Origin of the sequence: Hymenobacter metallilatus, assembly GCF_003944705.1 — a bacterium.
Taxonomy (GTDB): Bacteria; Bacteroidota; Bacteroidia; order Cytophagales; family Hymenobacteraceae; genus Hymenobacter; species Hymenobacter metallilatus.
On the sequence record NZ_RWIS01000003.1, the window covers coordinates 74047 to 86947 of the forward strand.

9 protein-coding genes are annotated in these 12901 nt (G+C 61.0%); 8 read left to right on the plus strand and 1 reads right to left on the minus strand.

Features of this window, described 5'->3' with window-relative positions; translation table 11 throughout:
- The first annotated feature begins 123 nt into the window (after nucleotides 1–123).
- The 7 genes from EI290_RS05880 (at nucleotide 124) to EI290_RS05910 (ending at nucleotide 9233) form a co-directional block, all read left to right on the plus strand.
- A complete protein-coding gene (locus tag EI290_RS05880; protein ID WP_125427685.1) occupies nucleotides 124–2208 on the plus strand; it encodes a DUF4331 family protein in 2085 nt (694 codons plus the stop codon).
- A 215-nt stretch (nucleotides 2209–2423) separates the two neighbouring features.
- Complete coding sequence (locus EI290_RS05885) at nucleotides 2424–3722, plus strand: tetratricopeptide repeat protein (protein ID WP_125427687.1); 1299 nt, start codon at nucleotides 2424–2426, stop codon at nucleotides 3720–3722.
- An 85-nt stretch (nucleotides 3723–3807) separates the two neighbouring features.
- Complete coding sequence (locus EI290_RS05890) at nucleotides 3808–4470, plus strand: HupE/UreJ family protein (RefSeq protein ID WP_246008868.1); 663 nt, start codon at nucleotides 3808–3810, stop codon at nucleotides 4468–4470.
- A 210-nt stretch (nucleotides 4471–4680) separates the two neighbouring features.
- Nucleotides 4681–5070: a hypothetical protein gene (locus EI290_RS05895; protein ID WP_125427689.1), complete on the plus strand. Its 390-nt coding sequence runs from the start codon at nucleotides 4681–4683 to the stop codon at nucleotides 5068–5070.
- Nucleotides 5071–5204: 134 nt separating this feature from the next.
- Nucleotides 5205–7490 carry a TonB-dependent receptor gene (locus EI290_RS05900; protein WP_185816862.1) on the plus strand — a complete coding sequence of 762 codons (2286 nt, stop codon included), beginning with the start codon at nucleotides 5205–5207 and terminating at the stop codon, nucleotides 7488–7490.
- 422 nt (nucleotides 7491–7912) lie between these two features.
- Nucleotides 7913–8770 carry a murein L,D-transpeptidase catalytic domain family protein gene (locus tag EI290_RS05905; RefSeq protein ID WP_185816863.1) on the plus strand — a complete coding sequence of 286 codons (858 nt, stop codon included), beginning with the start codon at nucleotides 7913–7915 and terminating at the stop codon, nucleotides 8768–8770.
- A 10-nt stretch (nucleotides 8771–8780) separates the two neighbouring features.
- A complete protein-coding gene (locus EI290_RS05910) occupies nucleotides 8781–9233 on the plus strand; it encodes a hypothetical protein (RefSeq protein ID WP_125427695.1) in 453 nt (150 codons plus the stop codon).
- A 55-nt stretch (nucleotides 9234–9288) separates the two neighbouring features.
- Here the strand turns inward: EI290_RS05910 and EI290_RS05915 are convergent, their stop codons facing one another.
- A complete protein-coding gene (locus tag EI290_RS05915; protein WP_125427696.1) occupies nucleotides 9289–11655 on the minus strand; it encodes an alpha-amylase family glycosyl hydrolase in 2367 nt (788 codons plus the stop codon).
- 310 nt (nucleotides 11656–11965) lie between these two features.
- Between EI290_RS05915 and EI290_RS05920 the strand changes: the two genes are divergently transcribed.
- A complete protein-coding gene (locus EI290_RS05920) occupies nucleotides 11966–12799 on the plus strand; it encodes a murein L,D-transpeptidase catalytic domain family protein (RefSeq protein WP_125427698.1) in 834 nt (277 codons plus the stop codon).
- The last annotated feature ends 102 nt before the right edge of the window (nucleotides 12800–12901 follow it).

Below are 12901 nucleotides of genomic sequence, written 5' to 3' on the forward strand. Positions count from 1 at the left end.
GCTGGCGGAGTTGCACACACCGTTTTCTCTTGTCTTTTCCGCTCACCGCGCCAGCCGTGAGGTATTGCCCCGTCTGATTTCAGGCGGGCGTTTTTCATCCATCTTCCCAACCCTATTCACGTTATGGCAAAAGTGCTTACACGTCCTATTCTGCACCTGTCACTGGCCGCCGCGGCGGCAGTGGGCCTCCTGGCCTGGAGCGGACAACATGCTCCCCTGGAAGCTTCCAGTCACCGCGAGGCTCCGTTGATTGCCGACGACCCGTTGGCTGACAACACCGACCTGTACGCTTTCCGCGACCCGAACAACGCGGAGATGATCAACATCATCGCCAACTACATTCCGTTGGAGCTGCCGCAGGGCGGGCCCAACTTCAACACGTTCGGCGAAAACGTGCGCTACGAGATTCACATCAAGAACTCGGGTGCCAACCCCAACCAGGACGATATTACATACCGCTTCACTTTCAGGCGGACGAATGAAGATCCGACCACGTTCTTTAACGTGCGCCTGGGCAAGCAAAACCTGAAAGCCACTTACACGCTGGAAGTAAGCCGCAACGGGGGTGCCTTTACCACGCTCACCAGCACCGGCGTGGTGCCGCCACCCAACATTGGGCCCCGCTCTATTCAGGGCGCTGCCGGCCTGAACGCCTCCAGCTACGAAAGCCTGATGACTGGCGCCATTCAGACGGTGGGCACTAACGTGCGCGTATTCTGCGGACCGGTGGATGACCCGTTCTTCACCGATCTGGGCGGTATTTTTGATCTGGGGGGTATCCGGACGGCGGCAGCCCGCGACGGGCTGGCCCGCAAAAATACCCATACCATTGCCCTGCAGATTCCTATTTCGCAATTGCAGAAGGATGGTAAAACCGGCGCTCAGGCGGCCAACATCCTGGATTCGGACTACGTGATTGGGGTGTGGGCGTCGGCGAGTCGCCCGGCCCTGCGCACCCTCAACACCGACGGCACGCAAACCCATAGCGGCAACTGGGTGCAGGTGTCGCGCATTGGCATGCCGCTCACCAACGAGGTAATTCAGCCCATCGGGGCCAAGGATGCCTGGAATGCCGCTACGCCTTACACCGAAGCCGCCGCCACGGAAGACTATATGTCGAACCCGGAGCTGGGACTGTACGTGGCCGAGGGTACGGGCTACTTTGGCACGGCGGTACCCGGTCTGAGCCAGTTGCGCATTCAGCGCAGTTCACTGGGTACGTTTGACTTTGCCAACGGAAAAGACGGGGTGTCGGGCCTGCTGAACGCGCCGGCCGCTGATGTGGCCAATACGGCTTTTGCTAAAATTGCCAACGGTGGCTACGCCGAATACCTGCTGCGCCCCGGCAAGCCCCGCTCGGTAGATATTCTGCCGATTTTCCACACCGGCGTACCCAATGTGCGGCCTTACCAGCTGGCTACTGGTAAGCCCACCGGCCAGCCTCTGGCCGCCGGGAAACCATTCATCAACAACTTCCTGCCCCTCATCGACAACCCGGCCGCGGCTGGTGGGGTAGGCGGCGACATGCTGCGCCTGAACATGGCCGTGCCCACTACCCCGCGCAACTCGGCCGATTTCAGCTCGGAAGGTCTGCTGGCGGCGGCCGTACTGGGCCTCACCGACGCCCGCTTCAATACCACTACCAATCTGGAAGCTATTCCGAACATGGACGGTTTCCCGAACGGTCGGCGGTTGGAAGATGACGTGACCCGCATTGAGTTGCAAGCCGTAGGTGGCGTAGTGCTGGCCGCCATTGGCCTGCCCTACGAAACTACCACCGGCCTGGGCAACGTGCTGGCTTTCCGCACCGGCATTGAGGCGAATGATACCACTTTCCGCAACTCGTTCCCTTACGCCCAAACACCCTGGAGCGGTACTAAAGCCCAGCGCACCATCACGGCGCAGCGCGGTGCTTCGGGCCTGGGCCTGCAGCCCACCATTGTGGCCATGGCGCAAAACTATCCGAACCCCTTTGCTGAGTCCACGAGCCTGCACTACGAAGTGGCCGAGAAAACGCCGCTGACCATGTTTGTGAGTGACCTGACCGGCCGCCGCGTGGCTACGCTCATGAACGGCAAACTGCACAAGCCCGGTGCCTACGATATGACGTGGAAAGCTACCCCCGATCTGGCGGCTGGTACCTACGTGCTGACCATTGCGGCCGGCAATACCGTGCTGCAATCGGTGAAGCTGGTGCACACCCGCTAAACCTGTGCTTAACTGACCGGCCTGTTTACCCATGGTGGGCCGGCTGGTTTGGTACAGGTGGATAGCCGGGCCCTGGGTGAGTTCGGCTATCTTTTTTACTGCTTATAAGGGACCCAGCCAGTCGGTTGGGTCCCTTCTGGGCTGACATCTGCTTCTTCTATTCCAACCAATCAGAACCAAACAGGCGCGTGCGGAAATACTTCTACCCAATTCTAATGGTGTTGTTTCTGGGGTTTGTGGCCGTCATTTTCCTGACCCAGAAACCCGACCCTGTACCCACGCTCAAGGAACGCCACGGCGACCTGGCGGCGGGCGGGGAGTGGCTGAACACCAAAGCCGCCATCAACGGTCTGCTGGCCCGCTTGCGGGCTAAGCCCAACGACAACCAGGCCCGGGTGCTGCTGGCCGAGGCCTACATGCAGGAGGCCCGCGTTACGGGCGACCATCCGTACTACGATACGGCCGCCATGCAGCTGCTGGATCAGGCCCTGCGCCAGGAGCCGGAAAACTTCGAGGCCCTGTGCTGTAAAGCGTCGCTGTGCCTCACCCAGCACCATTTTTCGGAGGGGCTGGCCGTGGCCGAGAAAGCCGTGGCCGTGAATTCCCGCAATGCCTTTGTGTATGGGCTGCTGTGCGATGCCAACGTGGAGCTGGGCCGTTACCCCGAGGCCGTGCGCATGGCCGACAAGATGAACCAGGTGCGCCCCGATTTGCGCTCCTATACCCGCGTATCGTACCTGCGCGAAATTCACGGCGACCTGCCGGGGGCCATTGAGGCTATGCAGATGGCCGTGCAGGCCGGCTACGCGGGTCTGGAGCAAACGGAGTGGGCCCGCGTGATGCTGGGCCACCTCTACGAAACCAGCGGCAACCTAGGGCAGGCCGAGCAGCAGTACCAACTGGCCCTGACTGCCCGCCCGCACTACGCCTACGCCCTGGCCGGACTGGGCCGGGTGGCGCAGGCCCGCCAGAACTACGCGGCGGCTATCAAGTACCTGCAGGAAGCCCGTCTGACGGTAAAGGATTACGCCTTCGCCGATGAACTGGCCGACCTGTACCAGCAAAACCAACAGCCCGCCGAAGCCCGCCAAATGGCCCGGGAGGCCATTACCATGCTGGCTGCCGCCGCCAATGAGGCCGACGAAAACGAAGCTATGGGGCACTACGCCGACCGGGAGCTGGCCTACGCCTACCTAAAGACCGGTGAACTGGACAAAGCTCTCGAACACGCGCAAATTGAGTATGAACGCCGCCCCGACAACATTGACGCCTGCGAAACCATGGCTTGGGTGTACTATAAGCGGGGCGAATACGCCACGGCGGAAAAATTTATGAAAACGGCCCGCCGCACTAACTCGCAAAATCCCATGCTGTTGTGCCGGGCCGGGCTGATTGCCACCAAAAACGGTCGGCCTGCCGAAGGGCAGGCGCTTATCAAGCAAGCCTTGGCCATTAATCCCTACCTCTCGTTGGATCTGGCTGAGGAGGGCCGCAAGCTGCTGGCCGTGCGGTAGTTTTCCCGGCTGAGCCAACCGGTTCCTACAAACTGCAAGAGCGGATAGGAGCGGTGAAGCCGCCAGATTTCAGTTGCTTTGTCTGATGCCCGCTGTTCGCTATTTACGGTATGTGCTGCCTGCTGCCCTGCTGCTGTTGCCGGGCCTGGCTTCCGCGCACGTGCTGGATGCCGACCTGAGCAAACTCTCCCGCACCGACGTTTTCCTGACCTACCTTAAACTCGGCTTCACCCACATTCTGCCCCTGGGCTTCGACCACGTGCTGTTTGTGCTGAGTCTGTACTTGCTGGAGCCTCGCCTGAAACCGGTGCTGTGGCAGGCCACGGCCTTCACAGTGGCGCACTCCATCACGCTGGGCCTGGCCATGTACGGAGTGGTGTCGCCCCCGCCCACGCTGGTGGAGCCGCTGATTGCGCTATCTATCCTATTCGTGGCCATTGAAAACATTGTGGTGGAGCGGCTGAATCCGTGGCGGGTGGTAGTGGTATTCGGGTTTGGGCTGCTTCACGGGCTGGGCTTTGCCGGGGCACTGACTAGCCTGGGACTACCGCGGGCCATGTTTGTGGAGTCGTTGGTGGCGTTCAACGTGGGCGTAGAACTGGGCCAGGTAGCCGTGATTCTGCTGGCCTGGGTACTAGTGGGCCGCTGGGCCGCCGATAAGCCCTGGTACAAGCGCCGCGTATTGGTGCCCACCTCCGTGGCCATCGGCCTGCTGGCCGCCTACTGGACAATTGAGCGACTGAGTTAGTGGGCAGTTGGTAGAGCGGTTTTGCCAATGGCCGGCCAATTGAACGGCTCGTCCGAACCGCTTTATGCAACGTCAGCAACGAGGAAACGCGAAGTGTCGCGTCTCTACAAGCTGGTCCGACCGTGCCCGAATCCGTTATAGAGCTACCCGATAGGTATCAGAAACGGAGTATTGAAGAACTGTCACCAACCACGACCACCAACCAATCCAATGCTCCGCCACTGCCTTACTCTGCTGCTGTTGCTGCCCTACCTGCTGGGGCTGAGCGCGGGCTTGGTGGGCCGGCCGGAGCCGGTGGGCCCCACTGCCGCCCACCCATACGTACACAGCGCCGAGTGCCAGCGGCAGAACTACCTGCGCCTCGACTGCTTTGATACCTGCAACGGCGACCAGTACGCCGTGCAGGCCCAGTGCAAAACTAATACTGCCGCGCAGCTGCTGGCATCTTTTCAGAGCATTGACCTGCATTGCCTGCCCGAATTGCCGGGCGTGCAACCTATGCGGGTGCAATGGCTGCTGGCCCGGTATCAACCCCTGCCGCCGCGGCAGCCCCTGGCCGGGCTGGCTGCGGCCATCTACCAGCCCCCCCGGCAAGCATAAGCAGAACGGTGAGCCTGCCCGCAGGCTCACGCAGTCGGCGTGCCCTGAGCCAGCCGACATCTTCTCCTTATTCTTTCTACCCGACGCCTCCGTTTTTCCTGCCGCTGCGGCCGGAGGCGTCTCATCGTGGCTGTATGCGTTCTACTGTTTACTGGATTTTTGCCGCCGGCCTGGAGCTGGCGGCTTGGGGGGGCGCCACTACGGCCCAGGCCCAGCAAACCACGCTGCGCGGCACCGTGGCCGATTCGGCCACCGGCCGGCCCCTGAGTGGAGTGCACGTGCGGGTGCTGAATCACGCCGGCGGCACCACCGCCGATGAACTGGGCCACTTTCAGCTGGGTACTTTGCCGGCCGGTACCTACACGGTGCGGGCCGGCGGGCTGGGTTATGCCACGCGCAACCAAACGGTAACGCTCCTGGCTGGCCAGCCCGCCACTGTGGCGTTGCGCCTGCCCACGGCCCCCCTCGCGCTGGCCGAGGTAACGGTGGCCCAGCCCCGCGACCCAAACCAGACGCTGGCCGTCATTTCGCATATTGATAAGCTGCTGCGGCCCGTCAACTCGGCGCAGGACCTGCTACCGCTGGTGCCGGGCCTCGTCATTGCCCAGCACGCGGGTGGGGGCAAGGCCGAACAGATTTTCATCCGGGGCTTCGATGTGGACCACGGCACCGATTTCAACGTGAGCATTGACGGGCTGCCGGTGAACATGGTCAGCCACGCCCACGGCCAGGGCTACGCCGATTTCCACTTTGTAATCCCCGAGACGGTGGACCAGCTGCGGGTATATAAAGGCCCCTATACGGCCCGGTTCGGGGATTTCGCTACGGCCGGGGCGGGTGAATTCACTACCAAAACCCGCCTGGAGCAGAGCCAGGTAAAAGTGGAGCTGGGGCAGTTTGCTACCCGCCGGGCCGTGGCTTTGGTGAATTTACTGCCCGTGAATGGCCACCTGCTGGGCACCGGCCCCGAAAACGCCTACGTGGCCGCTGAGTACAGCTTCACCAACGCCTACTTCGACGCCAAGCAGCATTTCCGGCGGTTCAACGGGCTGGCTAAATACACCGGCCAGCTATCCGACCGCACTTCCCTCATGCTGCTGGCTTCCCGGTTTAACTCCCGCTGGGATGCCTCGGGGCAGGTGCCGGAGCGGGCTATCCGGGAGGGGCTGATTTCGCGCTTCGGCAGCATTGACCCCACCGAGGGCGGCTCCACGGGCCGCACCAACGCCACGGCGGTGCTTACCACCGACCTGCCCCACGCGGCCGTGCTGCGCCAGCAGGTGTACTACTCCCGCTACGACTTCAACCTGTTCTCCAACTTCACCTTCTTCCTGCGCAACCCGGTTGATGGGGACCAGATCCGGCAGACCGATGGCCGCCATATCTACGGCTACACCGGCACCTACGAGCGGAGCTTTCAACTGGGCAGCCGCACGCTACGCACCACCGCCGGCCTGGGCACCCGCCTCGACGACATCGATGTGGCCCTGCGCAACTCCGTGCGGCGCACCGTAACCGATACCATTGTAACGGGCCGCGTGTACGAGCAGAACCTGAATGGCTACCTCGATGCCACGCTCAGCCTCACCGACCGCCTGACCCTGAACGCCGCCCTACGCGCCGATTATTTCCGCTTCCGGTTCCGGGAAGACCGGGTCGATTCGCTGTCGGGCCGGGCGGGTAAGGCCCGGGTGAGCCCCAAGCTGAATCTGTACTATGATGTGACGCCGGCCGTGCAGCTGTTCGTGCGCTCGGGCTTCGGGTTTCACTCCAACGATGCCCGCGCCGTGGTTACCAACCCGGCCGGCAACGTGCTGCCCCGGGCCATTGGCTACGAGGTGGGTAGCACCTTTAAGCCGGTGCCTGCGCTGGTAGTCAATACCGCGCTGTGGGCCCTGCACCTGCAGGATGAGCTGGTGTACGTGGGCGACGAGGGCGTGGTGGAAAGCGCCGGCCGCACCCGCCGCTACGGCCTCGATGTGGCGGCCCGCTACCAGCTCACCCGCAGCCTGTTTGCCGATGTGGACCTGAATTTCAACCACGGCCGGCTGGTGGGGGAGCCCCGCACGGCCAACCGCATTCCGTTGGCCCCCACGTTCACCAGCGTAGGCGGCCTCACGCTGCGCCGGCCCGGCGGGCTGAGCGCCAGCCTGCGCTACCGCCACATCGATTCCCGCCCCGCCAACGAAGACAACTCAGTGCGGGCCCGGGGCTATTTTCTGCTCGATGCCGTGGTGAGCTATACCCGCCGACGCTTCCAAGTGGGCGCTACCGTGGAGAACCTGCTGAACGTAGCGTGGAATCAGGCCCAGTTTGATACCACCACCCGCCTGCGCAACGAGGCCGTGCCGGTGCAGGAACTGCACTTCACGCCCGGTACGCCCTTCTACGCCAAGCTCAACGCCAGCGTCCTGTTTTAGCCACGTCGGTCCGCGCCGTTGGCGGCCAATGCGCAACGCCGGTCAGATGGGCCATCTTCTCATTTTCTACTGCTGTTCATCATGTCTTTTCTGGTTCTACCCTCGCGTACTACCGTTGCCTCACAACTTCCCGCTGCCATCCGAACCCGCAGTGTTTCCGCTGAACCTGGGCTGCCCTTACCGCCACCCGTTTGGCAGCGCAGTTCGGGGCTGCCCGTGGCGGCCCGCTGCCGCAGCGGCGCCCGCACCAAACCGTACCAATCGGGTAAACGCTGGTAAACTCAGCCAGGAAAGGCCTTCCTCAATTGTAGAGGAAGGCCTTTTTATTGGTCACGTGCAAGCTGACCACGGTAGATAAAGAGCAGCCAGGCTTGGATAGCGGCCGGTAAATGCGGATTTTCGGCCAGGATTTCGTAGCCGCCATGATGTTGACTTCTATTCTGAACCGGCTGCCCGGGCGGCGGTATGTGTTAGGGTTTTTTCTAGGAGCTGCTGCGGCAGGGTGTCAATCCTCGGCCGGTGAAGTGGCAGCTACCCGCCTGCCGATAACCGCCGCCCGAGTTACGGACCCCGATTCGGCCGCTGCCCCGGCTTTACCCGACTCCTTGCGCCTCACGCCCCTGGCCCCCCTTACCGCTGTACCCGATTCCCTGCACCAAGCCGTGCAGCAACTGCACGCGCAACTGGGACTAGAGGCGGCGCAACTGCGGCCAGAAGTGCTGGAACGTGCCTGCGTGGGCTACCTCACCCTGCGGAAAGCGGGCAAAATCAGCCAGCCCGGCATTCTGGCGGTGGCCGATATGGACTTGCCCTCCTCCGAAAAGCGGCTCTGGGTGCTGGATTTACGCAAGGCCGAAGTGCTCCAGAACAGCCATGTAGCCCACGGCCGGGGCTCGGGCCATTTGCGCGCCCGGCGCTTCTCCAACGTCCTGAAATCGGCTTGTACAGCCCTCGGCTTCTACCGCACCCAGGATACCTACCAGGGTAAGCACGGCCTGTCCCGCCGCCTGCGCGGCCTCGATGCGGGCGAGAACGACAACGCCCTGCGCCGCTACGTGGTGCTGCACGCCGCCGACTACGTGAGCCGGCAGCACCTGCAGCGCCACGGCCAGGCCGGTTACAGCCGCGGCTGCCCCGCTTTGCCGCCTGATCAGTACCGCGCCATCATCCGCACGGTAGGGGAGGGCAGCTGCCTGTTTCTGAGCGGCCCCGGCCTGGAATCAAAATGGCTCAACCCTGCAGCAGCAGCCCAGCAGCTGGCGGCGCGAGGGTGGCGGTGAAGCGCCTGTTATGAAATCCCCTAACCGTATCCGCGTCGACTTTGAGCGGCCAAGCCACGGTTGGCTGCCGGTTAAAGTCATTATGAATGACTTTGAGCTTGATATTAACACTTCAGACGTTCCATTCAATCCCATATATCTGTTGTATTTAGCAATTCTAGATGTGGTTGATGGAATAGCGTCGAAGGTATGGTGGCATTTGGAGCCAGCTGGCTACTATTTCGATTTCACCCAGCCACAGCCGGGGGTATATCGTCTAGGTATCAGCTACCATTCCGATAGCCAAGTATCAGAATTTATGCACGAGACGAAGGGTAGCGCTGCCGACGTCATTCTACCATTTTGCCGGGCCATCAAAAATCTGAGTTCCTACAAGTATGACGAACAGGACTGGCCCAGTCTCGAAGAAAAGCAATTAAATCGTCTGTCAAACGTCATCGAGTTACTGAAGAAAAGAGCATAGAAAAGCCCCGCCGAAGCATTCCGGCGGGGCTTTTCAATTCAAACAGAGTCAGCAGTTACTTCACCACTACCTTCCGGCTCAGGTTCAGCTCGGGTATGCTAAGCACGTATACGCCGGCCGGCAGGCTACGGGCAACGCCCAGGCGCTGCTCGGTGGAGCCAGGGTACAAGCGTACCGACTGCTCATGCACAGCCCGGCCCAGCAGGTCAACCAGGCGCAGGGTTGCCGTCAGTTCCTTCGGCGACTGAATTACCACGTCAATCCGGTCGGAGGCCGTTGGGTTAGGATATACGGCCAAGCCAGCCCCTACAGTTGCTTCCTTGGTGGTAGCCGTTACGGTGGTTTCGCGCAGGGCCGTAGTGCTGAGCACGGCCGGTGCCGTGTAGGTTGCTTTCACAAATGCCCGCTGAGCCGGGTTGGCCGTGGAGGCGTTTTTGGCCCGTAGTGTCAGCCAGCCCGTAGCGGTGGGCGTGTAGGTGCCGGTAAGGGTGCCGGTGCCGGTTTTGCTGCTTACAATGGTGCTCGTGCCGCTTACCAGCTCCACCGTGAGGCTGCGGGTGGCATCGGTGGGGAACAGGTTGTAGGTGACAGCTTTGCCCGATTCTACGTAAATGCGGCCGGCCGTGCGGTAGGCCGTCGACGAAGCCGGCAGCTGTCCGCCCTGCTTGAGCGAGGACGCATGGGAGTCACCCAGGTCGTCGGCCAGTTCCCACTCCTGGGTGGTGGCCATGGCCGCCCGGTTGTAATTGTTGCCGATGCCCGTAGGAGCCCATACCGAGTAGCCCCGGCGGCCGCCACTGGCCGTACCGTTGCAGGGAGGCGTGTTAATGCTCACGGTTTGGGAAGCGCTAACTGTCACGGTAGCTGTGCCGTTGGCACCAGAGTAATCTTTCAGCACCGTGCCGGGCGCAAAGTCGCAGCTTACGGTGTTGTTCTGCCAAGCCGTCCAGTTGTCGTTAATACCAATAATGGCCTTGGTGCTACGCTCAATTACCAGGTGGTCCTGGGCCTGGTAGCGCACTTTGTAGGCCCCATCCTTAAACCGCAGATTCTGGTGGCACCAGATCAGGTTTTCGATGTCAGAGCGCTGCGGCAGGTCGGTGGTGCTGGTGGGCTGGTGCGAGTACCGCTTGCTGGTGCTGCCCACGTTGAATAGGTCCTCAAAAAAGATTTGGGGAGAGCCATCTACGGCCAGGGCAGCGGCATATGCCGCCGAGAGGCGCCCGTCGGAGGGGTCGATGTGGGGGGCCAGCTCCGAACCGGTATTCCAGCCGGTATAATTGCCATTGGCATCGGTCTGGGGCCGGAAAGTATCGTGGTTATTCACGAAAGGCACCGTGCGATGCACGTACGTGCCATTGATGTTTACCACGCGCGTTGCCTGCTGATAGCCAGGCAGACTGCCCAGGTCGAAGTTGCCGCCCCCACTCACAATGCTGTAGAGGCCATTGCGCAGGGAGAAGTCGAAGGTGCCGGCGCGGTTCTGTACGTTGGCTACCCATCCATCCATCTGGCCGCCACTGCCCACCCATTCGCCGACGGCATACATGGTGGCTCCGCCCGAAGCCCAGCCCGCATTGCTTTGCAGGTTATACAGGAAATCTTCGGAGGCAAAATCCGGGAAGTGCTTCACGGCGTCCATGCGCACCCCATCAAAGCCCTCCTGCTTTTTGTACCATACCAGCCAGTCGCGCACCCCGTTGCGCATATAGTCGGCGCCCTGGGCCGGGTTGAAGGTGGCATTGGAGCTCTGGCCGTAGGAGCCGTTGTAGTAGCTCACATCGGGCCCGAAATACACCGCATTCCAGTCGCCGGAGGTTGAGTTGTTGCCGGGATTGGGATTGAAGTTCTGCCAGTTTTTCGGGAAGCGGCCGTTACGGGCCAGGTAGTTGGCGGCATCCTCGGCCGTGGCGGGCTTGGAGTAGCTTACGTACCGGAAGTTTTTGTAGCGGCTGGTCGAGCCGTCGTCCCAGGCGGCGGGGTCCTGACCCCCGGCCCCGGTCTGGGAGCCAGCTCCGTCGTTGTGGTTCAGTACAATATCCTGTACTACCTCAATGCCATTGGCGTGGAGCACAGCCACTGCCCGCAGCAGCTCATCCTTAGTACCAAGGCGGGTAGCGGTAAAGCCTTTTTGGTACTTATCCCCCAGGTCGTAGTTATCGAAGGGAGAGTAGCCGTTGCCCTGGTTACCATTTTTAATGCTGGGTGGCAGCCACACGGCATCAATACCCATGGCCTTGAGGCGCGGGGCCAGCAGCGCAATGTAATTGGCCCAGCCGTTGGGGTAGTTGGAGTTCCAATAATCCCACCAGTAGCCTTGTAGGATTACTTTTTGGGCTTTTGCGGGCTGTCCGCCCAGAACTAACAGGGCAGCCGCGGCCAGGGTGAGCTTGCGCCACCAGGAGTGTGTACCAGTGTACATGTGGGAATTGTGGGATTTGGTTGGTGGGAAAAGAAACGGCGCGTGGGGGCGTCGAAAAGCGCGAGTTTGGGGTGTCTAAAATCAGTATTAAAATTGTAAAATATTGGTGTTGTATTATCGAATGATGGTTCTCTTTTAGCCAGTTCAAGTGCCAGAAGGAATTTTTCGGTCCGGACCGGCGTTGTAGCCAAAGCCCAAACTCCCGCACACCTCCTGCATCTGGAATGGTGCAGTTCTCGTAAAACTCCAGAGCAGCTGTTTCAGGCATTGAGGCGGCTGCTTTACCGCAACCCGAAACCGAACTGTGTCGATGGAAAATCAGAGTGTTGTTCGCCGTCAGCGTATTAAGCGCCGGGCCCGCCTAATGGCCCGGCGGGTACTGCCCTTCGTGGCTTCCTTGTTTCTGGCTACGCCCCTGGCGGCACCCGTTACCAAGTCGAAAGCGGCCACCACTGGCACGGAGCAGCGCCTGCCGGAGGTAGCCGTTACAAAGAGTATGCTCTTCGACCAACGCCTGCATGATATGTACCGTGACCTGCAGGTGGAGGAACAAGGTCTACGATTCGAGGTGTTTGAGAAGGCTATGACGGGCTATCTGAATCTGGAGAAGCAGGGCAAGCTTGGCAGCAAGCAACTGCTCACGGTAGTGGATTTTAGCCTGCCCTCTACCGAAAAGCGCCTGTGGGTGCTGGATTTGGCCGCCAAGCAGGTGAAGTTTCACACGCTGGTAGCCCATGGTCACAATTCCGGCGAAAACATGGCCACTAACTTCTCCAATGAGAATGAGTCGAACATGAGCAGCCTGGGTTTTTACGTGACGCAGGGCGAGTACCAGGGCAAGCACGGCCGCAGCCTTAAGTTGCAGGGTATGGATGAGGGGTACAATACCAATGCCCTCAGCCGCTCGGTGGTTATGCACGGCGCCGACTATGTGAGCGAAGATTTTATTCGTCAGTATGGTCGCCTGGGCCGCAGCCTGGGGTGCCCGGCGCTGCCTATGGATCAGAAAGATGCCATTATTGCAAGCGTAGAAGGCCAGACCTGCCTGTTCCTGAATGGTCCCGATCAGGCGTACTCCTCCAAGTACCTGAACCAGGATGTGGCCGTAACCAGCCTGCTGGACCGGGACAACCAGATGATATAAGGAGTTATTGGACTAACAAAACGGCCCGGCTGTACCTGCAGCCGGGCCGTTTTGCGGTAGGGCGCAGTTCCGCTCGTGCGTGAAGTGGAATAGCGCCCTACC